Raw genomic sequence first — 26,113 nt, 5'->3', positions numbered from 1 at the left:
ATTATGATAGGACTTGCTCGTTGTATTGCTATGGTTCTTGTTTGGACAGACTTAGCACATGGAGATAGCGAGTATACGGCAGGTCTTGTAGCTTTCAACTCTCTTTTCCAAGTATTTTTTTATTCTATCTTTGCATATTTCTTTGTAACTTTACTTCCAAAATGGTTGGGATTAGGAGATTATACCGTACATATTACAATTGGTGAAATAGCAACTTCAGTGTTTATTTACCTAGGGATTCCTTTCATTGCAGGGATTATTTCCCACTTTGGATTGATAAAACTTAAAGGTAAAACATGGTTTGAAGAAAAATTTATTCCCAAAGTAAGTCGTCTTACATTGATTGCTCTTTTATTTACAATTATTATTATGTTTGCAGTAAAAGGAGATAAAGTAGTAGAATTACCACTTGATGTAGTAAGAATTGCGATTCCCCTTCTATTATACTTTGTCTTGATGTTCTTTATATCTTTCTTTATGTCTAAGAAAATGGGAGCGAGCTATCCAGTAGCAACATCTCTTTCCTTTACAGCAGGAAGCAATAACTTTGAGCTCGCGATTGCTGTCGCTGTTGGTGTATTTGGGATTGACTCAGGCGAAGCCTTTGCTGCAGTAATTGGTCCACTTGTGGAAGTTCCAGTTATGATTGCTTTGGTTAATGTTGCACTTAAAATGAAAAACAAATACTTTAAAGATAAAGAAAAATTTGAAGTGTAGATGGAGGACTTTGAAATGAAATTCAAGTTTAACTCTCTTTCTTCATTTAAAGAAAAATCATTACCCAATTTTACGGTTGAGAATAACGGATCTAGCATTATAAAAAGAATTTAATAATATGAATGAAGCAATTGAGCATGTTTCCGAAAATTATCGATTTTTAAAAACCGAAGATGAAACTTCATTCATTGTGGTGAGAAGTATTTTTGAGGTTAATTGAAGTTATATAAAATCAAAAGTTGTTAGGAGTTTCTAACGACTTTTCTCTTTATTGATTTTTTTGGTAGAATATATGTAAAATATGAAATATTTGGAAGGAAAATAAAATTTTTTAATAAATTTATAGGTGAGGAGATAGGAGTATATAGCAGTATAGGGGTGCTAAAACAAGGTAACCATGGTATAATATCACTTGTAGAAAAGTTAAGACGGTGGCTATCTTTGAGAGGTGGTGGTGCTTATGAAAGTAAACATCAAAATCTATAGAGAGGAGATGCCTGTTTGTCCGCATATGAGACAATTCAAGTGATATTTAGTTTTGGTATGTTCACCATTGCTTTGATTGCTTTAGTTGTTAAACTGCTTAAAAATGACAAAAAAAAATAATTGTCTTAAACTTTAGCGAGCTTGACAATTATTTTTTTAGTTGAAAAATTTGCTACCGTCTTAAACGGTTTTACAGAGAGAGCGTGTGACTAGCACGTTCTTTTTTTATACCTTAATTATAGGATAGTTTGGTTTTTTTGTCAAGAATAGGAGAGGAATAGTCAATGTTGCTATCTTGATACAGCCTTAAAAGTAGACACTTTCCTATCCATAATTTGGATCAATATCAAATATGGACTAATGTCAAATATTTAGACATAAAATGAGCTATATTTTCTTAAAAAAATTCTCTTCCTTCTGATTTGGAGTTAATCCATTGTTTGCCGAATGAGGATTATAGTTGTTATAAAACTGTTCGATGTATTCAAAGCAAGAGAGTTGAACTTCTTGAATGGAGTGATAAGTTCTTCGGTTTATTTCCCGTTGTTTGAGGTATTTGAAAAAGGCCTCAGTGACGGCATTATCATAAGGATATCCAGGTTTGGAGTAAGAAGCAAGCAACTGATGCTCATCTAATATTTTTCTAAAGGAAGCTGATTTAAATTGGCTTCCTTGATCCGAATGAAAAATGATTGGTTCCTTAGGCTTTCTCTTATTTATAGCCATCTCTAATGTGTCACAGGCAAGTTTAGCATCAATCCTGTCACTTACTTTCCAAGCAATACATTTTCTAGAGTAGAGGTCAAGGATGACGCAGAGATAAACATGCCGTCTATGTCCTATAGAAATATAAGTGAAATCAGTTGTCCATACTTGATTGGGTGACTTCGGATTAAATTCTTGTTTAAGGAGATTATCAGAAGAAAATGCAGGAGAGTGTTTTGATTTAACTCGAGGTTTAATCGTTGACATTTTAGGGAGTGTCATAGACTTGAGAAGTCTTAAGATACGCCCCTCAGAAATATTAACGCCATAATCACGCAGGAGAATGATTTTAAAAGCTCTCGTTCCAATTCTTTTCTTGGCTTTCATATAAATCTCAAGGAGTAATTTTCTCAAGCATTGATTTTCTATTTCACGTTTTGAGGGCTTCTTGTTTATGAAGTTATAGTAGGTGGAACGATTGACATGTAAAACACGACAGAGCATAACTGTCGTGTGTTCAAATCGGAGTCGATAGATGGCTTTTAGTCTCACTTGGAGTTTTGCATGAATATGGCACTCGCTTTTTTTAAGATAAGATTTTCTTCTTCGAGTTGGGCATTCCTTTTTTGTAATTCTTGAATCTGTTTAGCAGTCAAGACCGTATTATCTTCAAGACGAACTTGAGAGTACTGCTTGATCCATTTTGCAAGTGCAGAAGGGGAGACTCCATAGTCTTTACAGAGTTCGGATTGAGTTTTACCTGTTTGGTAGAGATTAACGAGAGATTGCTTAAATTCCTCGTCATAACGTTTAAAGCCTGACATAAAAGTCCTTTCATTTTTGTGTCTTCTTAGACAGATTATAACACACTAATTTGTGTCTACTTTTATAGTATAGCTCCAGAAGGAATTGCACGTGATTTTGAAAACACGTTAAATGAAATTGACCGCCTTAGAACCGCAATCATCAAAATTGAAGAAGCAGAAAATGCTCCTTATCCAAAAGAAGAAGAGTATAAAGAAAAGATGGAACGATACAATGATTTGAAAGAAAGTCTCGAAGCTGAGCGTTCTGGAACAGCTCGTGATGTGACGAATGATTATGATAAATCTGATGAATTGGAGATGTAATTTCTTTGAGAATAAAATGAAAACCCTTCGCTAGTCATGATGGCTTGCGAAGGGTTTTTTTGCTATAATAATGAGGTAGAGTTTATGAACGGTAGCCTGATTGGAGGTGGTGCTTATGATTTTTTCGTGAGCAGACCTCACAAAACATGAAAGGCGAAAATTTTTTGACTGTATTTCAGGCATTGAGTCTCATGATTGCTTTTGCGACCTTGATGGTTCTTGTTACAAATACGAATAACAAAAAATGACCGTTCTACTTAGCAGGTAATCGATCATTTTTTTGAATTGATATGTGCTACCGTTCTTAAAACGGCTACATTAGGACTTGTTAGCGCAAGTCCTTTTTATAATCTAATTATATCATAAATCAAAATTTAGTAAAGAAGAACTCACCCTACACTTTATTTAAAAATTTAAGTGTAGCGATTAAAAGTTAAAGGAAAGCACGATAAAAAGAGAAGGCAACATTTCGTTTCGCAGCACCTACAAAAAAACTTTGCAAGTGGAAAGTCAACAAAAAATGAGACACGAAGTTAAGAGCATTTAAGAATTATATTTTTCAAAGTCTTTTGGAGACTTATGTTCAAGTGATGAGTGCATCCCCTTTACCAAAAATGGATACTTTCTGAGGAATTAGAAAATATAAATAGGGTTTAAAAATTTTTAGGGTTAACATTCTACTAAAAATTTTATATAAGAGCTGCTAGAGCTGTGTAATCTGGCAGTTTTTTGTTTTTGGTTTTTGTTAAAACGGAACAATATACAAATTAAGCTGAAGTTTTATGAGATAAGAATGATATTTATAGGCTATAATTTCTTTAAATTTTCCAAGTCCCAAAAAAGCAGACGTAACAACGCTTAAAGCAAAAATGTAAAAAAAGTTTTACATTTTTGTAGTTTGAAAGCGTCACTATATATTGTGTTGTGTTATAATAAATAACGTTTTAGACACAACATATAGTTTTTGGAGATGGGCTATTAAATGTGCTTGATTCATATAATGAGCACAGTTGCATTCATTATACAAAGAACAATATCTGTAATTACAGGGTTGCAGAATAAGTATATAGTCAGGAAGGATAAGATGACAGTGTTAGTATTAGCAGGAACAATTGGAGCTGGGAAAAGTTCACTTACAGAAATGTTATCTGAAGAATTGAATACGGAAGCTTTTTATGAGAGCGTTGATGACAACGAGGTGCTTCCGCTTTTTTATAAAGATCCAGAGAAATATGCTTTTTTACTTCAAATTTATTTTTTAAATAAACGTTTTGATTCAATTAAGAAAGCTTTATCAAATAACAATAATGTTCTTGATCGCTCAATTTATGAGGATAGTTTACTTTTTCACCTCAATGCAGATTTGGGGCGAGCAACAGATATCGAAGTTGAAGTTTATGATTCATTATTAGAAAATATGCTTGAGGAAATTGATACGCTCAAATTTAAAAAACGTCCAGATTTGTTGATCCATGTGAGTGTTTCTTTTGACAAAATGTTAGAGCGAATAAAAAAACGAGGACGAGTATTTGAGCAGTTGGAATATGATCCAAGTTTATATCACTACTACCAAGAACTTAATCGAAGATATGAAGAATGGTTTGAATCATTTGACGTCTGCCCTAAAATTCAAATTGATGGGGATCAATATGATTTTGTAGAAAACGAAAAAGCAAGAAATTTGGTCTTGGAACAAATTAAAGAAAAGCTAAAAGAAATTGAACGGGAGAATTAAACATGAATGTTACAGTATTTTTATCAGCTCGAGATGGAAAAAATCCAATACATCGTACAAGAAGTCAACATTTAGGGGAGCTCTTAACTCAATCTGGGCATCGCCTTGTCTATGGCGGGTCCCAAGAGGGCTGTATGGGGGTTGTTTCTGATGCGGTTCTAAAAAATAATGGAGAGGTTATTGCTGTTTACCCTGATGGCATACTCCCTCTAGAACCACCTAGACAAGATGCGACAGAGTTATACATGGCTAAAACAATGGATGAGCGCAAGCGAAAATTAATAGATTTAGGTGAAGCTTTCATTATTCTTCCTGGAGGTTTTGGAACAATGGAAGAAGCTTTTCAATTATTGACTGAAATGTCAATTGGGCAAACATCTATACGACCTGTTATCTTTATTGGGAAAGATTTTTACCGTTCTTTGTTTGAAATGATTAAGGTTCAAATTGAAGAAGAGATGTTAAGTTTGGAAGTTGTTGAAGTGATGCACCTCGTAGAAACAACAGATGAAGCTATAAAACTATTAGGAGATTTAAAATATGAACAACTTGTTTAATGAGCCAGTAAAAGTTTATTTGGCGGGACCATTTTTTAGTGATAAGCAAATAAAAAAGGTTGAACTTCTTGAAAATGCCTTAAATAGTAATGAGACTGTTTCTTCTTTTTTTAGTCCGATGCGTTGTCAAAGACCAGAAGAATTAGCAGATGATGTGGCAGAATTTACACCTGAATGGGCAAAAGTGACCATGGAAAATGACATTAAGGAAGTGGAAAAGGCGGATGTCATTGTGGCTATTACTGATTTTGATGGACAAGATGCAGATTCTGGTACTGCTTGGGAGTTAGGCTATGCGATTGCACAAGGCAAACCGACTTATTTAATTCAATTTGAAGAAACTGTTCCTACAAATATCATGTTAACCGAGCGAAATCGTGCTTTCTTTACTCATCAAGATCAGGTTAGTAATTATAATTTTTTGATGTCACCTTCTCTTCCTTATACAGGTAAATATCAATAATTTGTTTGAAAAAAGGATAAAATATGACTAGTATAATTTGCTCTAATAACAGAGAGCCCCTAGAAGAAAATTTTATGGAACTTATGGTGAGAGAGCCAGAAGTATTATATCTTCTTGTGAATAAAACAAAAACTTTGATAGAGAAACAGAAAATACAAACTGAAGAAAATGTTCTCTTTGATATTGCAGAGTTTAAAGTTCATAAGGCTCAAAAAAAATTAGAAATATCTCAAACTACCCTAGAGAAAGCTCAATTAGAGTTATACAAGACTTTTGCGCCTTATATCAGAAAATATAAAAATGAATTTACTGAACTTTTGGATGAAGAGGCATTAGTAAACTTGATAAAATATTTTTAATCATTCTTTTGGGCAAAGATATCATAGTTATTATTAAATAGATGGACAGAAGTATATCAGCTCATAACTTAACCGTTATGAGTTTTTTTCTTTTTATATCTCATTATTGATGTAAATTCTTTGAGAGTAAAAGAAAACCCCTCATAAGTCTTGAGGGGGGATACGTCTAGTTATTTGATAATTGTTCAAGGAGTATCATTTCAAATATGATGAGTGCTTTTTTCATAAAGCTCTTGGCTTGTATAAGTCTTACCAGCTATTTTTAAATTACCATTCTCATCAATTGATGACTCAGTTCCTTGCCATGAGATCGTTGGAATCATATTAAATCCCACTGCCCAGTTTCTTATCTTCTTAATATTTTTAAAATAATCTTGTTCTAACTGAGAACTTAAATAACGACTTTCACCATTATCAAATTCTAAGTATATACGCAAATTGGGCAACATCGCTGCTTTTACCAGTTTTGGGATTGCTTTAACTTTCATTTTTTCATAAGCAGATGGAGCAAATATATAACTCCGTTTCCCAGTACTTCTGTAATCAACATTCATTTCCAACTCCTCCTTGGCTCTTCTCAAAACATAAGCTTGATTTAGATTCAATGCTTCTGCAAGCTCTCTTGTTGTCATTACATCTTTAATGTCCATATTACCTCCTTAAACCTGAAAGTCGTTAGTCGCACTTCCGACTACAAACTTATTATAACATATTCAAAATGTGAGTGTCAATGATTAAGGATAAAAAGTAAAAAGACGCCGAAGCAGGTTAGACTTTAGCGCCTTTTTGGGTTTGTTACGTATAACTTTCTTTATCCTAAGTCTACCTATAGCGTAGATTTAGGATAAAGGGTTCTGTTGCAAAGTTTTAAATCTACTATCAAATAAGGTAGAATAATAGAAAAAGATAGCAGGAGGAATGACGATGAATCATTTTAAAGGAAAGCAATTTCAGCAGGATGTGATTATTGTAGCCGTGGGCTACTATCTTCGTTATAACCTTAGCTATCGTGAAGTTCAAGAAATCTTATATGATCGTGGCATTAACGTTTCTCATACGACGATTTATCGTTGGGTGCAAGAATATGGCAAACTACTCTATCAAATTTGGAAAAAGAAAAATAAAAAATCCTTTTATTCATGGAAAATGGATGAAACGTACATCAAAATTAAAGGAAAATGGCATTATTTGTATCGAGCCATCGATGCAGATGGTTTAACCTTGGATATTTGGTTACGTAAAAAACGGGACACACAAGCAGCCTATGCTTTTCTTAAGCGGTTAGTGAAGCAGTTTGATGAACCGAAGGTTGTAGTCACAGATAAAGCCCCCTCTATTACAAGTGCCTTTAAGAAACTAAAAGAATACGGCTTTTATCAAGGGACAGAACATCGTACCATTAAATACCTGAATAATTTGATTGAACAAGACCATCGTCCAGTAAAGAGACGCAATAAATTCTATCGAAGTTTACGCACTGCCTCACCCACGATTAAAGGCATGGAAGCCATCCGAGGATTATATAAGAAAACCCGAAAAGAAGGCACTCTCTTCGGGTTTTCGGTCTGTACTGAAATCAAGGTATTATTGGGAATCCCAGCTTAAATTATAGATACCGTAAGGGATTTTATTCTTTATTTAAAACTTTGCAACAGAACCGCTAAAACCATCAAAAGTAGTGCCAAAAAAGATTTGATAATTAAAAATTTTTGGTCAGAAGTGAAAAATGTAAAAAACGAAAAACCTAAAGCAGTTATAACAAAAGCAGTATTTACAACTTTTTTTATTGCCATTCTAATCCCCAAATACCATTATGATTATAATAATTTGTGTTTTGTTTACTCTTTCATTTTAATCATTTTATTATTTTTATTCAACATTTTTTATATCTTACCAGCTGAACTAATATCTTTAAATTCAAAAACGTTCATATTCTCAAAAGTAAGTAATTCGTGTGAGGTAATTATAAAATTTGAATTCTTCTTATAATGAATTTTTTCAATTAATTTTATGAGTTGTTCTTTTGTTTCTTGATCAATATTTGAAAATGGTTCATCTAATATGTATAAATCTCGTTCGATGCTCAATATAGCTAATATATATAGGTATCTTCTCTCACCACCTGAGAGTAATCCCAATTTTTTAGCTTTATATAAATTAAAATCATAGTTTGGTACATATTCTTCTAAAAAATCAAAAAAATGTTGAACTGAATAGCCATTCAATTTTTCAATAAAATTTATAAATTCATAAGCTGTAATCTTAGTATAAAAAGAAAAATTTTGTCTCATATAGACGTTACTATTTTGATTTTTTATATTCTTTTTATTCTTCAATTTTCTTAAACCACTAAGATAGTCTAACAACAAAGTCTTGCCACTTCCATTTGATCCTTTTAAAAAATTTATTCCTTTGCTAAATTTTACACTTATAGTTCTATCAATTTCCTTTATGTACAAATTCTCGACTGATATCACAATAGTCACCTACTTTCGTTGGATAATGGCTTAAAATAAATAATACTTGGTAAACTGATTACTATTAAGAGCAGACTTATGATTATATATATAAGGTTAATTTTTCCATCCATAAAATTTCCTAATTCATTCCCTATAATTAAAAAGGGATTGATAAAATTAAAAGGTGTTCTTACATTAATTATAATAAAACACAGAAAAACCAAGATATTACAAATTGAGCTGATTGTTGAAGCATATAGATTTTTAAAATATGTGATATTGTATCCAACAAATGCTACTGGAATCGTAATCAAAATTGCCAAAAGTGAAAAAAACATTAATTCTATGTAATTAAAGTTAAACATAACTACTGGAATGATATTGAATAATGCTAAACAAAACAAACTATATAGTATCTGAGTCAATAGCAGTCCGAAAAAAAATTGTTTGGGAATCCATTTTATTGAGAATATTATGGATAGTGCTCCTGAATCTTTCTCCTGTAGAGCAAAAACACCTACCCCATAGATAAATGAATTAAAAACAATATAAATCCACCAATAAGATAAATTATTAATTGATGTAATCTCTTTACTGTTTATAAATAGCATTATAGTAGGTAGCAACAGAGACCAAACTAGTGATACTTTATCTTTCAATAGTAGTAATATATTTAAACGGAAAAGTGTTATTACTTCTGACATATTAACCTCTCTTTCATTTTATTAAGGAAATGGAATATATTTTATTGAAGTCAATAAATCTTTATTTATTGATTTGGATACAAATTTATAAACTTCTTTGTTATAAAAATTAGGATTCATATGAGGAAACCAATTTTCATCATATATTTTTACAATTTTTAGATGTGGAATGGTTTGATCAGACTCAAACATAACAATTACAGGATTTATATTAAAGTCTTTTTTTATTTTCTCTAAAAAGTCTGGAAGAACGAAACTATTTTCTTGGTCCATTACCTGCTTAGATAGTAAGTTATTATGAAGTAAATAGCTATAGTTTTTTATAAAATCCTCTACAGACAATTGGTCAAATTTTTCGTGGTAAAAATCATTTTTATCCTGGGATAAACTATCTAACATATCCTTAGAATTAAATTTACTTATATCTTGAGCAAAGTATTGTAGTGCCTCTATCTGACTTTTTTTAATTGCTTCTTTAATTTCAGTAGAAGTACCTAACCCAATACATTTTTTTGAACCATATCCAATGCAAAGTACAACATGTAAAGAGCGATCTAATGATACATCATAGTAGTTTATTTTATCAACATAATTTTTTAAATAGTTATCTGCTATAATGAGTGATTCTTCATTATCAAACAAAAGCCTTGGGACTGCAGTTTGCGAAAGAAAGTTTGTTAAAAATGACTGTCTTTCAAAAAACTCAAAAAAAGCCGTTTTAATTACTTCTTTTGAGTTAGTGTGAGAAGCCATACCATTAGAATCAACAAATCTATCTTTAGAGATAAATATTCCTTTAGCGAGGTATTTAGAATTATTTTCAGATAAATAATTAACAACAGCTTCACTGTTTTGTGAATCGTTACTATTTATCAAAACTTCTCTTTCAAAAAATTCTCCAAAAACTTTTTTCAGGTTTGAAGCTCTTGCATTGAAACCCACTTCATAAGATTTAACATATTGTTTGTCTTCTCTAACCATATAATTATTAAAATGATGATTCAAAAATAAACCTTTCTGTGAAAATATTCTTGCATCATTTAATAAAAATCCTTTCATACTTTTCTCCTATACTATAAAACAATCTACTTGGAAATCCTTCAAGTTAATATTAATGTCTTGTAAAATTCCTTGACCCTTTGATAATTCTATAAATTCTTTTGATGGGATACAATTTAAAAAATATTTAGAGACAATCTTTATTGTTTTACTTTTCCCTAGTCTATTATTTAATAATATTATCTCAGGCGTCAAAATATCTTCTCTCAAAATTATATCTTTATCTCCTAAGAAATCAACTTTTGTGTTACAAGTATAACTTTTTTCTAAATTGAATTTTAAATCTATAAATTGACTTATTTCAACAATATGTTTAGATGTATAATCATAAAATTTTGAGGCATTGTTTTTGAAATTCTGCCATTCAATCAACTTATTTTCAACTAAAGCATTGTTAAGAGCAGTCTCTATAGAATCACTACAAGATATACCGCAACCTGTTATCTGATTTTCAAATCTACTCAGTGTTATAACAGTATAATAATTTGAAAAATTTTTCACTGCAACTGCTATAAACTCATTAGCTAAAAAGTTTAAATTTCTTATAAATTTAAAATTCTCTTGAGTGAAATTAATTTTATATCTATCTCCAATATCTGTGTACCAGAAATATAAAAGTTCGTTTTTTTCAATAAGTTCACTTAATGCTTTATTTATTACTAGACTTGATTTAAATCCAGTGGCTGTTCCTGTTGTATCAATAAACCCATACTTTTTAGTTTCACCGTAAGTAACAAAGAAGCCTCTGCTATCATATCCCCCCACTCCTAGTAAGAATCTTTCCTGATACTCACTATAGCTTTTCTTCATAGCTAGTTCTTTTTCCGTACAAACAGAAGTACCATCACTTGGATTATAATAGTCTCCACGCTTTATCTTATTTCCGTTAATATAAAACAAAGTCCAATAATTTTTTTGGACGCTAGAAGAAATTCCATAATTATAATGCATTTTTTCAAACATAGCTCTATTTCTCCATAATGCTATCACACTCAATCAACAGTGCTAGTCTTGGATTTATTCCTATGGTTTTTAATATTTTTTGTTGATTATTAAATAGAGGAAGTGGTTCTTTTTTTGTTCCAACGTAAACCTTCTCCCTAACATTCATCGTGTGTTTGATTCCTTGGTAAAAAGCTGTTCTACCGTAAACAATCAAAGCATTTTCCAAATCCAACAGCCAAAAAACATGTATTTTTTGAGTCTCTTCAGTAAATATTACTTCGTTACTGATTTTAACAATTGAATCTTTACTTATATCAAACATATATATACCTGGGTTTAATGAATCTATGGCTTCAGATACTGCTATAACAGGGAAGCATAATATATAGTCATTAGTATTCACATATTTTTTTATCTGGAAAAATATACGCTTTATTTGAACAGACTGGACTAACTTAACATCAACTTTATCAATAGCGATATCAGGTGTTCTAAGTTGGTTAATTTCAATATTAGAAGAAGTATTTATTTTTGTCTTAGGTAGTGAATACTGATAAATTTTCAGTATTTTCTTTTCTGTATCTTTATCTATATATTGGGAGGAAAACTCGTTCCAGTAGTGTTTATTCATAACAATCACACATTTCCCAATGATAGCAAGTATCATAACTTAATGAATAACTAGATAAGTCAATTTTTAAAACATCATCTATTTTATTACTCATTGTTTCTGGCAATTTAAACTCTTTATTTAACTCATTTATAACAGATATCCAATCTTCTTTATCTAGCAACCCATCATACTCAAAGTTTCCGCTTTCTCTATAAAAAAGATCTACCATCACTTGAAAGTTAAGGTTATCTACTCCCGTCTGACTGCCTCTCAGTTGTGCCTCTATACTATAAAAAAAACATAAAGGGCAAGGATTTCCCCACTCCTCAGAGTAGTAATTACTGATATAGATACTATGATTATAAGGAAAAATAAATTTATAGATATTGCTTGGATGTTCTTTACACTTCTTTGCAAGTTTTTTCAGCTCTGAAAGGTTAAAAGGATTTAAACATATAATTATAATTCTATTATCGTAACATTGTTCTTCTAGTTCATTTAAGGATTTAATTTTTAGGTTTTCCCAAAACATTGTTGCTAGATCGACAAAATCTGTATTATTTGAAAAAATTAGTATCTCCTTTTTATTTGAAAGATGTCTTTCTTTATAAAAAGAGAAAATTTTATTATTAACTAGAAAATCAATCGACTCTTGTAATGATTTTTCATCATTAAAAATACTCTTCATATCAGTATAAGATATTAAGTCAATACTATTTTCTTCTAAGAAATTCAAAAAATTAATTAAAAAACTATTTTTGGTTGCAAATGAAGACTCTTTAGTTTGTATAATAGTTGTTTGTTCTTTTTTTAATTCATAAATTAAATAAGGATTCACTTGGTATTTCATTTAACTATTCCCATCTTAAATACAAAATTAGGAGAAAGTTACGCTTTCTCCTATCAATACAATTTTAAAATTTTTCTTGTGTGGCAGAACCGCCACCACAACAGCAACAGCAGCAACAGCAACAGCCACCGCCGCCGCCACCACCGCCACCGCTCCCTTTTTCAAGAGAGATGCTTGAAGTGGAAAATGGTAAGTTACCAGCGCCATTTAGTGATGAAAGTTTTGAAGACATTAAAGAATCCTGCATTTGTACACCTTGTTTACTTCTCTTGTTTCTAGTTTTCATACTAAACCCTCCTTTTTTCTAGAGAATTATAATTATTCTCACAATTCATAATAATATAATATAACAGAAAAGTCAAAAAATAACATGAAATAACATTGAGATTTTTAATATAAACCCACATTTGTCTACTATTAAATTATTGGGTACGAAACCCCAAAATAAATAATTGTTAGAATAAATCTCTGAGGTGGTTTATTTTCCAGAGGACGACAGGGTATACTTATTTGTCCTAATATGGTTTTAGCAGTATAATTGACTTGGTGAATAGGTCATTTAAGTTGGGCATAATAGGAGGAGTAAAATGAAAAAATTTATTTATCGAGTTTTAGAAAATGACGAAGTGGTGGCTATTTTTAATGAGCAACAATATGCGCAAGATTTTATCGCTTACGAAAAGACAATTTCTGATAAGCAATTTGAAATTGAAAAAGTAGATATAGCTGATTGGTTATTGCAACCGAGAGAATTTTAGAGGTTGGTTGAAAATGGCTAAAATTGGTTATGCACGTGTCAGTAGCAAAGAACAGAACTTAGATAGACAACTGAAAGCGTTAGAGGGCGTTTCTAAGGTCTTTTCAGACAAATTAAGCGGTCAATCGGTCGAACGCCCACAATTACAAGCTATGCTTAACTATATTCGTGAAGGGGATATAGTTGTTGTTACTGAATTAGATCGATTAGGACGAAATAATAAAGAATTAACAGAATTGATGAATCAAATTCAAATTAAGGGGGCAACCCTGGAAGTCTTAAATTTACCCTCAATGAATGGTATTGAAGATGAAAATTTAAGACGGCTGATTAATAATTTAGTGATTGAATTGTATAAGTACCAAGCGGAATCTGAACGCAAACGAATTAAAGAACGCCAAGCCCAAGGAATTGAAATTGCTAAGAAAAAAGGAAAATTCAAAGGGCGACAACCTAAATTCAAAGAAAATGATCCACGTTTACAACACGCTTTCGATTTATTTTTGAATGGTTGTTCCGATAAAGAAGTTGAAGAACAAACTGGAATTAATCGCCGAACGTTTAGAAGGTATCGATCAAGATACAACGTGACAGTAGATCAAAGAAAAAAACAATGAAAAGAGGGATAGTTAATGAGTACGGTTATTTTAGCTGAAAAACCAAGCCAGGCATTAGCCTACGCAAGTGCTTTAAAACAAAGCACCAAAAAAGACGGTTATTTTGAGATCAAAGACCCACTATTTACAGATGAAACGTTTATCACCTTTGGTTTTGGGCATTTAGTCGAATTAGCAGAACCAGGTCATTATAACGAAAAGTGGCAGAACTGGAAACTTGAATCTTTGCCGATTTTTCCTGATCGATACGATTTTGAAGTTGCAAAAGATAAGGGAAAGCAGTTTAAAATTGTTGCTGAACTTCTCAAAAAGGCAAATACAATTATTGTCGCAACAGATAGCGACAGAGAAGGTGAAAATATCGCCTGGTCGATTATCCATAAAGCAAATGCCTTTTCTAAAGATAAAACGTATAAAAGATTATGGATCAATAGCTTAGAAAAAGATGTGATCCGAAGCGGTTTTCAAAATTTGCAACCAGGAATGAATTACTATCCCTTTTATCAAGAAGCGCAAACACGCCAAATTGCCGATTGGTTGATCGGCATGAACGCAAGCCCTTTATATACCTTGAATTTACAACAAAAAGGCGTACAAGGTACATTTTCATTAGGACGTGTACAAACACCGACTTTATATCTCATTTATCAACGCCAGGAAGCAATAGAAAACTTTAAAAAAGAACCTTTTTTCCTGAATAATTCATAGTTTTACTAATAGTCTTTCCTAACATTGATTTAATAGTCTTTAAAGTATTCTGCTTCATCACCCATTAGGTGATGAAAAAAGAACCCCTTTCTGATTTAGCGGACAAATACTTTGACCTAATCTCAGAAGATATAAAAGAAAAAATAATAAAATATCCGATTTATACTTTGTATAAAGAACTAAAGTAGTTAGCAAATCATTTACAGCAAATCACTATGTTCCACATACCATTTTACATACTTACCTTATCCACGACACATGTTGAGATAGTATCGAAGATAAAGAAAGTTGCTCCATGTTGTTTTTGCGAGATGGGGAAATCAAAGCCACATTGACAACCATGATGAATAAGCTTGCTTTCAGTCATAAGCTAATCCTAGAACCACTTTTCAAGTCAGTTAGCCAAATCGATGAAGAAAGCGACCGTGAAAGAATGGACGCTATTGATAAGCTAATGGAGCAACTATTGGAAGAACGCAATACCCTTATTGCACTGATGTCCAAAGGTTTCCTAGAACCTGCTCTTTTTAATCAGGAACGAAATGTTTTAGATAGTGAGATTAAAAATCTTACTACCGAAAAAACAAACCTGGTAACGAACTCTGCGAGTGGGGTTTTGCGAGCAAACGAGATAAAGGACCTCATTAATTATGTGTCAGCAGATAATTTTAATGGTGACTACACGGAAGAACTATTTGAAGAATTTGTAGTGAACATCATTGTAAATTCCAGGGATGAGCTGACATTCAATTTGAAATGCGGTCTTTCCCTGAAAGAAAAGGTGGTGAGATAAATGGCATATATTCCATATGGATACAAAATTCAAGATGGAGTGGTTACTGTCGATGAAAAGGCAGCAGGTCAAGTAAAGGTATTCTTTGAGAAATACATATCAGGACTATCCCTTACAGTGGCTGGCGAACAGGCAGGTATTGAAAAGACACATTCTGTGATGGGGCGCATTTTGAAAAACGTCAACTACCTTGGAAATGATACGTATCCAGCAATTATTGATAAAGAGATATTTGATAAAGCTGAAGAAGTTAGAGATAAACGTGCAAAGGATTTAGGACGAGTGGTAGAGCTTGCCGCTTTCACCTCTCCCCCTCCCAAAGAACGATTCAAAATGAAAAAGGCAGATAATAAGATGCCAGTGGATCCTTTTGAACGAGCAGAATACTTATACAGTCTGATAGAAAGCGAGGAATAAAGTGACAGAGAAAAATATAATGGTTATTCCTGCTCGTAAAAGAGTAGGAAGTACAGCCGCAAAAGAAAAGATAAAGAAACTTCGTGTTGCTGCCTATTGCCGTGTTTCTACAGAAACAGAAGAACAAAATTCTAGCTATGAGGTTCAGGTCTCACACTATACAGAGTTTATAAAGAAAAATAATGAATGGGAGTTTGCTGGCATCTTTGCAGATGATGGTATCTCTGGTACGAACACTAAAAAGCGTGACGAATTTAATCGCATGATTGCAGAGTGTATGGACGGTAACATCGACATGGTTATTACAAAATCCATCAGCCGATTTGCGCGTAACACCCTAGACTGCCTTCAATACATTAGACAGCTCAAGGATAAGAACATATCAGTTTATTTTGAGAAAGAGAACATCAACACCACGGATGCCAAAGGTGAGGTTTTGCTGACTATTATGGCATCTTTGGCACAGCAGGAAAGCCAGAGCCTTTCACAAAACGTTAAGCTTGGGCTACAGTACCGATACCAACAAGGAAAGGTGCAGGTCAACCATAAGCGATTTATGGGCTACACGAAAGATGAAGATGGAAATTTAACTATTGTCCCCGAAGAAGCTGAGATTATCAAACGCATCTACCGAGAATACCTTGAGGGTCAGAGTCTAGTGGGCATTGGTCGAGCCCTTGAAAAGGATGGTATTTTAACAGCAGCGGGAAAACCAAGATGGCGACCAGAATCAGTTAAGAAGATACTTCAAAACGAAAAATACATCGGAGATGCCCTTCTGCAAAAGACTGTCACAGTAGATTTTCTGACCAAGAAACGAGTGAAAAATGAAGGGCATGTTACCCAATATTATGTTGAAAATAGCCATGAAGCGATTATTCCTAAAGAGTTATTTTTGCAGGCGCAAGAAGAAATTCATCGGAGAAGCAATATCTACACAGGAGAAGGCAAGAACAAAAGAATTTACAGTAGCAAGTACGCTTTAAGTGCCATCACCTTCTGTGGAGATTGTGGCGATATTTATAGACGGGTCTATTGGAATATCCACGGAAGAAAAGAATTTGTCTGGCGATGCGTGACTAGAATCGAGCAAGGTCCTGAAGTTTGTAAGAACCGAACCGTAAAAGAAGATGAACTTTATGGTGCAGTAATGACTGCGATTAATAAGCTACTTGCAGGTGGGAACAATATGATAAAGACACTGGAAGAGAATATTCATGCTGTGATTGGCGAAACCACAGAATACCAAATTTCAGAGATTAACAACTCACTAGAGGAAAAACAAAAAGAACTAATCAAGCTGGCGAACAAGGGTCAAGACTATGACCACTTAGCAGATGAGATTGATGAGCTGAGAGACAAGCGACAGATCCTTTTAGTAGAAGATGCCTCCCTCAGTGGCGAGAACGAGCGAATCAATGAGCTGATTGAATTTATCCGCAAGAACAAATTCCGCACCTTAGAATATGATGATAAGCTTGTAAGGAAGATAATCCAGAGCGTTACAGTCTATGAAGGCCACTTCGTCATAGCCTTCAAATCTGGCATCGAAATGGAAATATGAAAACCAGAAGTAAATAGCCCATGACTCTACAGTAGAGTTGTGGGTTTTCTTTTGCTTGCTGATTATAATAATATTTTAATAACTATTGTGTTTATCAACCAAATGGTTTATAATATTCTTAGCGTAAACTTGGAGGTGCTGTATGACTACGGCAGAAATGATTAAAGAACTGTGTGAGCAAATGAATATAAGTGTTTCCGAACTTGCTAGACGTATTGGCCAGACTCCACAGAATTTCAATAAAAAATTACAACGAGAAACAGTAACCTTGGATGAGTTGAAGGCCATTGCTGATGTGCTAGGTGTCAAGTTTGTGCAGGCATTTATTTTACCAGATGGAGAAGAAATAAAAATATCTAACGAATAAAGGAGGATGTTTATATGGTAGGTAATGTTATTCAAATAGTAACAGAGAAATTATCATCTTTGCCTTTTATAGAAGGCATCGTATTAGGGGGCTCACGTGCAAGAGGCACCCATACAGAAAATTCTGATATAGATATCGGAATCTATTACAATTCAGACTCATTTGACCTGACAGCGATTAATCAAATTGCTACAGAATTGGATGATAAAAATAGAAACAACCTTGTTGTGCCTCCCGGAGCGTGGGGTGATTGGATTAATGGCGGCGGATGGTTATTTATAAATGGGTATCATGTTGACTTGATTTTACGTGATATAAAACGGGTAGAACAAATAATCAAAGATACGGAGCAAGGAATTGTTACTGCCAATTATCAGACCGGGCATCCCCATGGTTATATAAGTGCAATGTATCGTGGAGAATTAGCGATTAGTAAAATACTATATGCTAAGAACGAAAGCTTATGCGAATTAAAAAAGCAGGCAGAAATTTACCCTACTGCTCTAAAGAAAAGCTTGATGAACTTTTTTATATTTGAAGCTGAATTCTCTTTAATGTTTGTAAAAGCAAATGCGGGGGTAGAGGATAAATATTATATTGCAGGCCATGTTTTTCGTATTATTTCATGCTTAAATCAAGTACTATTTGCATGTAATAATGCTTATTGCATTAACGAAAAGAAAGCTATAAAACTGCTTGAAACTTTTGAATATAAACCTGAAAAATATGCCGAAAGAGTTAATCATATTTTTGAAGTACTCGGTCTTTCTCTTTTTGAATGCTACGATATGACCGAGAAACTTTATAAAGAAGTGAATGAAATTGTATCGGAGATAAATAACTTTTTAAACGAGGAGAGTTCAGATGAAAGAAAACAAATATGATGATAATATATTTTTTCAAAAATACAGTCAAATGAGTCGCTCGCAGAAAGGACTGGCTGGTGCGGGAGAATGGGAGACTTTGAAAAAGATGCTACCTGATTTTAAGGGTAAGCGTGTGCTTGATTTAGGATGCGGCTATGGATGGCACTGTATATATGCGATGGAAAACGGTGCTTCCTCTGTAGTAGGTGTTGATATTTCTCATAAAATGCTCGAAGTAGCAAAAGGAAAAACCCATTTTCCACAGATTGAATATGAATGCTGTGCCATAGAAGATGTGGATTTCCCAGAGGAGAGCTTTGATGTAATACTAAGTTCGCTTGCGTTTCATTATGTAGCAGACTATGAGAATTTAATAAAAAAGATATATAGGATGCTGAAGGCTGGTGGCAATTTAGTTTTTACAGTTGAACATCCTGTTTTTACTGCTCATGGAACACAAGACTGGTATTATAACGAAAAAGGAGAAATACTGCATTTCCCGGTGGACAATTATTATTATGAGGGCAAACGGACAGCTATGTTTTTGGAAGAAAAGGTTACAAAATATCATAGAACACTGACCACATATCTAAATACACTGCTTTCAAATAGTTTTATAATAAATCAGATTGTGGAGCCACAGCCGCCAGAGAACATGATGGATATTCCGGGGATGGCGGATGAAATGCGACGCCCAATGATGCTGATTGTATCGGCAAAAAAGAAGATGTAATAATATAGAAAAAATAAACGAGGAGTATGTAAATGAGATCAGAAAAAGAAATGATGGATTTAGTACTTTCTTTAGCAGAACAGGATGAACGTATTCGAATTGTGACCCTTGAGGGGTCACGCGCAAATATTAATATACCTAAAGATGAATTTCAGGATTATGATATTACATATTTTGTAAGTGATATAGAACCGTTTATATCTAATGATGACTGGCTTAATCAATTTGGGAATATAATAATGATGCAAAAGCCGGAGGATATGGAATTATTCCCACCTGAAGAAAAGGGATTTTCCTATCTTATGCTATTTGATGATTACAATAAAATTGATCTTACCTTATTGCCCTTGGAAGAGTTAGATAATTACCTAAAGGGCGATAAATTAATAAAGGTTCTAATTGATAAAGATTGTAGAATTAAAAGGGACATAGTTCCGACTGATATAGATTATCATGTAAGAAAGCCAAGCGCAAGGGAGTATGATGATTGCTGCAATGAATTTTGGAATGTAACACCTTATGTTATTAAAGGATTGTGCCGCAAAGAGATACTGTTTGCAATCGATCATCTGAACCAGATTCTACGGTTTGAACTACTTAGGATGATGTCGTGGAAGGTTGGGATAAAGACAGAATTTTCATTAAGTGTTGGGAAAAATTATAAGTATATTAACAAATACATTGATGAAGATCTATGGAATAGATTATTATCTACATATCGCATGGATTCCTATGAAAATATTTGGAAGTCATTATTTATATGCCACCAATTGTTCAGGGAAGTGTCCAAAGAGGTAGCAGAACTACTGGGGTTTGATTATCCAGAGTATGGTAAGAACATAACAAGATATACCGAGGACATGTATAAAAAATATGTTGAAAATGACTATTTTTAAAGATTAGCAAAGATTATTAACCATAAGCAAGGGGTGTAAATGTATGGAAAGTACTGATGTTATAAATGAAATTAGAGGTATATTACCTCGTAACTCAATTGGAAAATATGATTTACTAACTATTTTTACACATAAAACCGTTTTTGATAAAATTGTAAAAGTACTATCATTGGATTTTCAAAATAAAGTAGATTATGTGGCTGCCCCAGAAGCAATTGGATGGATACTAGGCACTGCCATAGCCAAAGAACTTGGAGTGGGGTTTATTGGAGTAAGAAAAGGTGATAAGCTGCCATACGCAAAAGAAGAGATTATTTCGACACATTTTACCGACTATTCAGGTCAAGATAAAAGCTTTGAAATATCTAAGAGTTCTATTGTGAGGAACAAAAGAGTTTTGATTGTAGATGATTGGATAGAGACAGGTTCTCAAATGAAGGCTTTAATAGCTTTGTTAGAGAAATTGGATTGCAGCATTATTGGGTTGGCTACTATTGGGATTGATATAAATGAGGTTACTCAAAAATGGATAGACAGCAGTTTTGTAGCTTATATTGGCTCAAACATATAATAAACCGAAAGAAAATCTTGAATCAAAATTTTGGATGGCGTTAATTTACAATACAACGAAAGATGTTTACCCTGAATAATTCATACTTTTTAATTGAAACCGTCTGAAACTGCCTAACGGCAGTCTGATAATTACTTTTTTAGTTTCACCCCTTAAGTGATGAAAAAAGAACCCCATTCTGCTATGGTAAAGGTGACGAAACCAACCATAAGAAAGGAGTTCTTCTCATGACTAGCTTACACAAAAATCAAGTTAAATTCAATTCAAATATCACTATTTCACATACCGGTGGTCGTCTATCAAGTGATTCGGGGTTAGTCCTGGTTAAAGAATTAATGAATACCTTCGGCTTTTCGCACTTAGCTAAACAATGGCTCCATATTACAGATCATCGGGCTTATTTTACCCATGATAACTTAGCGATATTGGAACAGCTTATTATGCAATTAATTGCTGGTTACTCGGCAGACTCATCAGCTAATCTATTAAGACGGGATCCTGTCTTTCAAGCTGTACTCGGTAAAAAACAGTTGGCATCACAATCCTCAATCTCACGGTTTCTGGATCGTTTCACCGAGGAGAACATCGATCAACTCCAAGCATTAAATCAGTCATTGATTGATAAAGCACGTTTAATTCGCAATGACACCGAGTTAATCATTGATGTCGATTCCACACATTCGGATACCTTTGGACGCCAAGAACAAACAGATTATAATGCCCATTATCAAACCTACGGCTATCACCCATTAGTTGCCTTTGATGGACTGACCGGAGATTTCTTAAAAGCTGAACTGCGTTCAGGCAATCAGTACACATCTAAAGGGGTAAAAGCCTTTATCAACCCGCTTTTACACCACTACAAGAGCACGTTACCTCATACCGAGATATTGGTTCGGGGTGACAGCGGCTTCGCCACACCAGAGGTGTATGAGTCTTGTGAAGCAACTGAAAGCCAGTACGTTATCCGATTAAAGAGCAATCGGAGGTTAAGTCAGTTAGCTGAACATTCTGTTCTTTACGGGGACAATCAAGAATGGGAAGAGCGAGAAGTGCAGTATTTTTCACTACCTTATCAAGCACAATCCTGGTCGAAACCTCGTCGTGTCTGTATACGCTCCGTCCGTGAAGGAGGAGAATTGCTATTTCATCATGCGTTTATTGTGACTAATCTATCCGACAATGTCTCGCCTGAAGTCATATTTTCTCTTTACGGCAAGCGAGGAACAATGGAAAATTTCATCAAAGAAGCGAAAGGTGGCTTTTACTTCGATAAAACAGATAGCCCGCGTTTCTTAGAAAATCATGTCAGAATGATGATCAGTGTCCTTGCATACAACCTCGTTAATTTTTTAAAAAGCATTGGTTTTGATAAAGTGAACCAGGGCATGACGATTCATTCCATCCGGCTGATATTGCTTAAAGTAGCCGGTAAACTTGTTCAGACTGGGAGACAGGTCTATCTCAAACTGTCAAGTTATCATGTGTATCAAACTGAATTTTATAAGGTTTTTGAACGCCTGCGGCGATCCAAACAATGGATTTAGACTAGTTATCACACAAATTTTTTAACCGATTCTTTTTCAAGGGATTCGTCTGCCCTTAAATAGACAAATAATTTTTATTATGATCTTCTTCCGTAGGCATCCTGTTCGAAAACACATTATTTTGGAAGAAAGTATCTGCCTAATTTAAAAATTGGCAATTTGTTCAAAAAAACAGGTTAAATTTAGAGCTATGAATTATTCAGGTTTTTTCGAGGTGGAAGCTAGTATAAAAGTAAACCAAGGGTCGTTTAAGGGCGTTCTAAGCCCCACACAGCGTTTTAAGAGCCAAGAGGAACTTTTATCCTTTGTTTCTTCTAAACAAGCTAAAATAGGCAATCAAGAGGGGATAATTGCTGATGTTCAAACCAAAGAGAAGAAAACGAATAGTCCGAGTTTGTTTTCTTTAAGTAGTTTACAATCAAAAGTCAATCAGCTTTATAAAGCGACAGCAAGCCAAACTTTAAAAGCTATGCAAGGACTGTATGAAGCAAAATTATTGAGTTATCCAAGAACAGATACACCATTTATTACAGAGAACGAATTTGCTTATTTAAAAGCAAATTTTGGCAAATATAGCGGTTTTTTAGGACTTGATCTCGAAATGGTTCAAACAGAGCCTAGAAAGCGTTATGTGGACGGTAGTAAGGTACAGGAACACCACGCCATTATCCCAACAAAACAAGTACCTACCGAATCTGCATTAGCAAAAATGGACGATTTACAACGAAAAATATATGCTTTAGTCGTTAAAACGACCGTTGCCATGTTTTTACCTGATTACTTGTATGAAGAAACCAAGATACAAACGAAAGTAGCTGATTTGCTGTTTCAATCGATCGGAAAGACACCAAAACAAGAAGGTTGGAAAATTCTTTTCAAACAACAAACCAAAGAAGAAAAAGAGGACGTTCAAACGTTACCCTTGGTTATCATTGGAGAACATGCCGAGGTTGACGTTAAGAGTGCCGAAAAAGAAACACAACCACCGAAAGCTTTTACAGAGGGTACATTATTAACTGCTATGAAAACCGCTAATAAAACGGTTGATGATGAAGAAGCAATCAAGATTTTACAAGAAGTCGAGGGGATCGGAACAGAAGCGACAAGAGCAAGTATTATTGAAGCGTTAAAACAAAAAGAATATATCCAAGTGATTAAGAATGCATGTGCTGATTATAAGAATTATCTTTATTATTTATTGTCACTTCCGTTGCACGCATAAAACCAACAAGATTTTTATTAATTTTTTTATATTGCATCATTCGGCGAAATCCTTGAGCCATATCTGACAAACTCTTATTTAATTCTTCGCCATCATAAACATTTTTAACTGTTAATGTGAGAAACAACCAACGAACTGTTGGCTTTTGTTTAATAACTTCAGCAACAACCTTTTGTGACTGAATGCCATGTTTCATTGCTCTCCTCCAGTTGCACATTGGACAAAGCCTGGATTTACAAAACCACACTCGATACAACTTTCTTTCGCCTGTTTCACGATTTTGTTTATACTCTAATATTTCAGCACAATCTTTTACTCTTTCAGCCTTTTTAAATTCAAGAATATGCAGAAGTTCAAAGTAATCAACATTAGCGATTTTCTTTTCTCTCCATGGTCTCACTTTTCCACTTTTTGTCTTGTCCACTAAAACCCTTGATTTTTCATCTGAATAAATGCTACTATTAGGACACATAATATTAAAAGAAACCCCCATCTATTTAGTTATTTGTTTGGTCACTTATAACTTTAACAGATGGGGTTTTTCTGTGCAACCAATTTTAAGGGTTTTCAATACTTTAAAACACATACATACCAACACTTCAACGCACCTTTCAGCAACTAAAATAAAAATGACGTTATTTCTATATGTATCAAGATAAGAAAGAACAAGTTCAAAACCATCAAAAAAAGACACCTTTTCAGGTGCTTTTTTTATTTTATAAACTCATTCCCTGATCTCGACTTCGTTCTTTTTTTACCTCTCGGTTATGAGTTAGTTCAAATTCGTTCTTTTTAGGTTCTAAATCGTGTTTTTCTTGGAATTGTGCTGTTTTATCCTTTACCTTGTCTACAAACCCCTTAAAAACGTTTTTAAAGGCTTTTAAGCCGTCTGTACGTTCCTTAAGGAATTCCTTAGTGCTTTCATAGATTAAACTCACATCACGCTTTAAATCGCTTATTTTAGACTTTAAAGACTTGTTTTCTTCAAGCAACTCATTATAATCATTTACATTTTCATTAAATCGCTCTACAAGACCACTATATTTTTCTTTAACTTGCCCATGTTCTTTACTTAATTTTTTATATTCTCTCGCCATATCAGTACTCATGAGATTTCTAACATGCTGTTTTAACCTATCGTTATCTCTCGCAGCAGTCACTAAGTTTTTATAATCACGCTCCGATATAACAACATTTTTGGTTGGTTTCTTTTCTGTTTTCATTATTTCTTTTCCCAAACCAAACATGGACTTTTCACCCGTTGGCACTTCAACACTTTTCATGTGTCGTTTCGCTGGTACTTCTAAATCTGATTTAACTTTATCGCTATAAGCAGTCCATTCATCTTTTTTAACTGCTAAATTTTTTTCTAGAAAATCAATCTCTTTTTCCAAAGTTTGTTTTTTAAATTTAGCTGTCTCAATATGTTTACGGTCAGAGCCACGTTCACCACGCTTCAACTCAAAACCCTGTTTTTTCATATGCTCGGGGAATTTATCTTGTAGCCATAACAGTTCTTGACGATTAAACACATTTTTTCCTTGCAGTTTTCCATCACGCATAGGCACAACACCTAAATGCATGTGAGGGGTTTGCTCATCATTATGAACTGTTGCATAAGCAATATTTTGCTTGCCATATCGTTCGGAAAATAATTTATAACTTTCCTCAAAAAATCGTTTTTGTTCTCCTGGATCCAGTTGCTCAAAAAAATCTCGGTCAGATGTTACTAGCAACTCATTTACAAGAACAGCATCTTTCCTCGTTTTTCTTGTACCTGTTTTTTGTGATTCAATAATTTCTTTGACACGTTCGTTGTAATCAATATTTTTATCATTTTTCAAATCATAATTTTCACGTGTTCGCTCATGGTCAATATCATCATTCGTTCTACTTTTTCGCTCTCTTTGATTATGAAATTGCATGCCTTTTAGTCCAGCTGATTTCACTTTTTGCATTCTACAAACTGCATAACTCATATGTAAATCGCTCCTTTTTAGGTGGCACAAATGTGAGGCATTTTCGCTCTTTCCGGCAACCACTTCCAAGTAAAGTATAACACACTATACTTTATATTCATAAAGTGTGTGCTCTGCGAGGCTGTCGGCAGTGCCGACCAAAACCATAAAACCTTTAAGACCTTTCTTTTTTTTACGAGAAAAAAGAAACAAAAAAACCTGCCCTCTGCCACCTCAGCAAAGGGGGGTTTTGCTCTCGTGCTCGTTTAAAAATCAGCAAGGGACAGGTAGTATTTTTTGAGAAGATCACTCAAA

General features: G+C 33.6%; 30 protein-coding genes and 3 pseudogenes. 21 read left to right on the top strand and 12 right to left on the bottom strand.

The window, feature by feature from the left end; translation table 11 throughout:
* Positions 1-717, top strand: a 717-nt coding sequence (gene arsB / locus EQJ87_RS11115) for an ACR3 family arsenite efflux transporter (protein ID WP_130124701.1), incomplete at its 5' end; no start/stop codon positions are given.
* 501 nt (positions 718-1,218) lie between these two features.
* Positions 1,219-1,323, top strand: a complete 105-nt coding sequence (locus EQJ87_RS11105; protein ID WP_071519507.1) for a putative holin-like toxin — start codon at positions 1,219-1,221, stop codon at positions 1,321-1,323.
* Between the two features lie 251 nt (positions 1,324-1,574).
* On the opposite strand, the pseudogene EQJ87_RS11100 reads toward EQJ87_RS11105, so the two are convergent.
* A pseudogene (locus EQJ87_RS11100) lies at positions 1,575-2,732 on the bottom strand (IS3 family transposase).
* A gap of 452 nt (positions 2,733-3,184) precedes the next feature.
* Here EQJ87_RS11100 and EQJ87_RS11840 point away from each other — a divergent pair.
* From EQJ87_RS11840 to EQJ87_RS11080, 5 genes are all read left to right on the top strand, one after another.
* Positions 3,185-3,286, top strand: a complete 102-nt coding sequence (locus tag EQJ87_RS11840) for a putative holin-like toxin (protein WP_370449783.1) — start codon at positions 3,185-3,187, stop codon at positions 3,284-3,286.
* Between the two features lie 836 nt (positions 3,287-4,122).
* Positions 4,123-4,773, top strand: a complete 651-nt coding sequence (locus EQJ87_RS11095; protein WP_130124706.1) for a deoxynucleoside kinase — start codon at positions 4,123-4,125, stop codon at positions 4,771-4,773.
* 2 nt (positions 4,774-4,775) lie between these two features.
* Complete coding sequence (locus tag EQJ87_RS11090) at positions 4,776-5,330, top strand: LOG family protein (RefSeq protein ID WP_130124700.1); 555 nt, start codon at positions 4,776-4,778, stop codon at positions 5,328-5,330.
* On the top strand, positions 5,314-5,793 hold the full coding sequence (locus EQJ87_RS11085) for a nucleoside 2-deoxyribosyltransferase (RefSeq protein WP_130124699.1): 480 nt from the start codon (positions 5,314-5,316) through the stop codon (positions 5,791-5,793). The genes EQJ87_RS11090 and EQJ87_RS11085 overlap by 17 nt, the downstream gene beginning before the upstream one ends.
* Positions 5,794-5,816: 23 nt before the next feature.
* Entirely contained in the window at positions 5,817-6,152 is a 336-nt protein-coding gene (locus EQJ87_RS11080) for a hypothetical protein (RefSeq protein WP_130124698.1), read from the top strand.
* A 200-nt stretch (positions 6,153-6,352) separates the two neighbouring features.
* Here EQJ87_RS11080 and EQJ87_RS11075 read toward each other — a convergent pair whose 3' ends face one another.
* Positions 6,353-6,802, bottom strand: a complete 450-nt coding sequence (locus tag EQJ87_RS11075; protein ID WP_130124645.1) for a hypothetical protein — start codon at positions 6,800-6,802, stop codon at positions 6,353-6,355.
* 274 nt (positions 6,803-7,076) lie between these two features.
* Here EQJ87_RS11075 and EQJ87_RS11070 point away from each other — a divergent pair, with 274 nt between their 5' ends.
* Positions 7,077-7,757 carry an IS6-like element IS1216 family transposase gene (locus EQJ87_RS11070; protein ID WP_013646119.1) on the top strand — a complete coding sequence of 227 codons (681 nt, stop codon included), beginning with the start codon at positions 7,077-7,079 and terminating at the stop codon, positions 7,755-7,757.
* 29 nt (positions 7,758-7,786) lie between these two features.
* Here the strand turns inward: EQJ87_RS11070 and EQJ87_RS11610 are convergent, their stop codons facing one another.
* From EQJ87_RS11610 to EQJ87_RS11035, 8 genes are all read right to left on the bottom strand, one after another.
* On the bottom strand, positions 7,787-7,945 hold the full coding sequence (locus EQJ87_RS11610) for a hypothetical protein (protein WP_190289097.1): 159 nt from the start codon (positions 7,943-7,945) through the stop codon (positions 7,787-7,789).
* 90 nt (positions 7,946-8,035) lie between these two features.
* Complete coding sequence (locus tag EQJ87_RS11065; RefSeq protein WP_032946499.1) at positions 8,036-8,629, bottom strand: ATP-binding cassette domain-containing protein; 594 nt, start codon at positions 8,627-8,629, stop codon at positions 8,036-8,038.
* A 5-nt stretch (positions 8,630-8,634) separates the two neighbouring features.
* Positions 8,635-9,315: a hypothetical protein gene (locus EQJ87_RS11060; protein ID WP_021721732.1), complete on the bottom strand. Its 681-nt coding sequence runs from the start codon at positions 9,313-9,315 to the stop codon at positions 8,635-8,637.
* 21 nt (positions 9,316-9,336) lie between these two features.
* Complete coding sequence (locus tag EQJ87_RS11055) at positions 9,337-10,374, bottom strand: YcaO-like family protein (protein WP_130124697.1); 1,038 nt, start codon at positions 10,372-10,374, stop codon at positions 9,337-9,339.
* A gap of 9 nt (positions 10,375-10,383) precedes the next feature.
* Positions 10,384-11,337 (bottom strand): hypothetical protein, encoded by a 954-nt coding sequence (locus tag EQJ87_RS11050; RefSeq protein ID WP_130124696.1) that lies wholly within the window; start codon positions 11,335-11,337, stop codon positions 10,384-10,386.
* A 4-nt stretch (positions 11,338-11,341) separates the two neighbouring features.
* Positions 11,342-11,950, bottom strand: coding sequence for a hypothetical protein (locus tag EQJ87_RS11045; protein WP_130124695.1), 609 nt, complete (start codon positions 11,948-11,950; stop codon positions 11,342-11,344).
* Positions 11,943-12,782: an McbB family protein gene (locus EQJ87_RS11040; protein ID WP_129300423.1), complete on the bottom strand. Its 840-nt coding sequence runs from the start codon at positions 12,780-12,782 to the stop codon at positions 11,943-11,945. Before EQJ87_RS11040 ends, EQJ87_RS11045 begins: the two co-directional genes overlap by 8 nt.
* A gap of 64 nt (positions 12,783-12,846) precedes the next feature.
* A complete protein-coding gene (locus EQJ87_RS11035) occupies positions 12,847-13,068 on the bottom strand; it encodes a hypothetical protein (protein WP_130124694.1) in 222 nt (73 codons plus the stop codon).
* A 301-nt stretch (positions 13,069-13,369) separates the two neighbouring features.
* Here EQJ87_RS11035 and EQJ87_RS11605 point away from each other — a divergent pair, with 301 nt between their 5' ends.
* From EQJ87_RS11605 to EQJ87_RS10975, 13 genes and pseudogenes are all read left to right on the top strand, one after another.
* Positions 13,370-13,540, top strand: coding sequence for a hypothetical protein (locus EQJ87_RS11605; protein WP_000713595.1), 171 nt, complete (start codon positions 13,370-13,372; stop codon positions 13,538-13,540).
* A gap of 13 nt (positions 13,541-13,553) precedes the next feature.
* The gene (locus EQJ87_RS11030) at positions 13,554-14,156 is read left to right on the top strand and encodes a recombinase family protein (RefSeq protein ID WP_001062586.1); all 603 of its coding nucleotides are present in this window, start codon (positions 13,554-13,556) and stop codon (positions 14,154-14,156) included.
* A 15-nt stretch (positions 14,157-14,171) separates the two neighbouring features.
* Positions 14,172-14,849 (top strand): annotated as a pseudogene (locus EQJ87_RS11025) (DNA topoisomerase); the annotation flags it as partial.
* Positions 14,850-15,204: 355 nt separating this feature from the next.
* Positions 15,205-15,657: a DNA recombinase gene (locus EQJ87_RS11020; protein ID WP_223804552.1), complete on the top strand. Its 453-nt coding sequence runs from the start codon at positions 15,205-15,207 to the stop codon at positions 15,655-15,657.
* Positions 15,658-16,074 carry a recombinase gene (locus EQJ87_RS11015; RefSeq protein ID WP_000323438.1) on the top strand — a complete coding sequence of 139 codons (417 nt, stop codon included), beginning with the start codon at positions 15,658-15,660 and terminating at the stop codon, positions 16,072-16,074.
* A 1-nt stretch (position 16,075) separates the two neighbouring features.
* On the top strand, positions 16,076-17,638 hold the full coding sequence (locus EQJ87_RS11010; RefSeq protein WP_190289096.1) for a recombinase family protein: 1,563 nt from the start codon (positions 16,076-16,078) through the stop codon (positions 17,636-17,638).
* Positions 17,639-17,780: 142 nt separating this feature from the next.
* Positions 17,781-18,005 (top strand): helix-turn-helix domain-containing protein, encoded by a 225-nt coding sequence (locus EQJ87_RS11005; RefSeq protein ID WP_000205227.1) that lies wholly within the window; start codon positions 17,781-17,783, stop codon positions 18,003-18,005.
* 14 nt (positions 18,006-18,019) lie between these two features.
* A complete protein-coding gene (locus EQJ87_RS11000) occupies positions 18,020-18,889 on the top strand; it encodes a nucleotidyltransferase domain-containing protein (RefSeq protein ID WP_000233000.1) in 870 nt (289 codons plus the stop codon).
* A complete protein-coding gene (locus EQJ87_RS10995; protein WP_000662263.1) occupies positions 18,870-19,604 on the top strand; it encodes a class I SAM-dependent methyltransferase in 735 nt (244 codons plus the stop codon). The genes EQJ87_RS11000 and EQJ87_RS10995 overlap by 20 nt, the downstream gene beginning before the upstream one ends.
* 32 nt (positions 19,605-19,636) lie before the next feature.
* On the top strand, positions 19,637-20,500 hold the full coding sequence (locus tag EQJ87_RS10990) for an aminoglycoside nucleotidyltransferase ANT(6)-Ia (protein ID WP_002294505.1): 864 nt from the start codon (positions 19,637-19,639) through the stop codon (positions 20,498-20,500).
* A gap of 43 nt (positions 20,501-20,543) precedes the next feature.
* Positions 20,544-21,071: a phosphoribosyltransferase family protein gene (locus EQJ87_RS10985; protein WP_002294507.1), complete on the top strand. Its 528-nt coding sequence runs from the start codon at positions 20,544-20,546 to the stop codon at positions 21,069-21,071.
* 227 nt (positions 21,072-21,298) lie between these two features.
* The gene (locus tag EQJ87_RS10980; protein ID WP_002338419.1) at positions 21,299-22,618 is read left to right on the top strand and encodes an IS1380-like element ISSsu5 family transposase; all 1,320 of its coding nucleotides are present in this window, start codon (positions 21,299-21,301) and stop codon (positions 22,616-22,618) included.
* Positions 22,619-22,769: 151 nt separating this feature from the next.
* Positions 22,770-23,780: pseudogene (locus tag EQJ87_RS10975) on the top strand (DNA topoisomerase); the annotation flags it as partial.
* Here the strand turns inward: EQJ87_RS10975 and EQJ87_RS11850 are convergent.
* Positions 23,773-24,057 carry a protein rep gene (locus tag EQJ87_RS11850; protein WP_425268342.1) on the bottom strand — a complete coding sequence of 95 codons (285 nt, stop codon included), beginning with the start codon at positions 24,055-24,057 and terminating at the stop codon, positions 23,773-23,775. The pseudogene EQJ87_RS10975 and the gene EQJ87_RS11850 overlap by 8 nt on opposite strands.
* A 499-nt stretch (positions 24,058-24,556) precedes the next feature.
* Positions 24,557-25,819 (bottom strand): MobV family relaxase, encoded by a 1,263-nt coding sequence (mobV, locus tag EQJ87_RS10965; RefSeq protein WP_000119405.1) that lies wholly within the window; start codon positions 25,817-25,819, stop codon positions 24,557-24,559.
* Positions 25,820-26,113 lie beyond the last annotated feature (294 nt).

This window comes from Lactococcus sp. S-13, assembly GCF_004210295.1.
Lineage (GTDB): Bacteria > Bacillota > Bacilli > Lactobacillales > Streptococcaceae > Lactococcus.
Note: the sequence above shows the minus strand (reverse complement) of the source record. Positions and strands in the feature narration are given on the sequence as shown.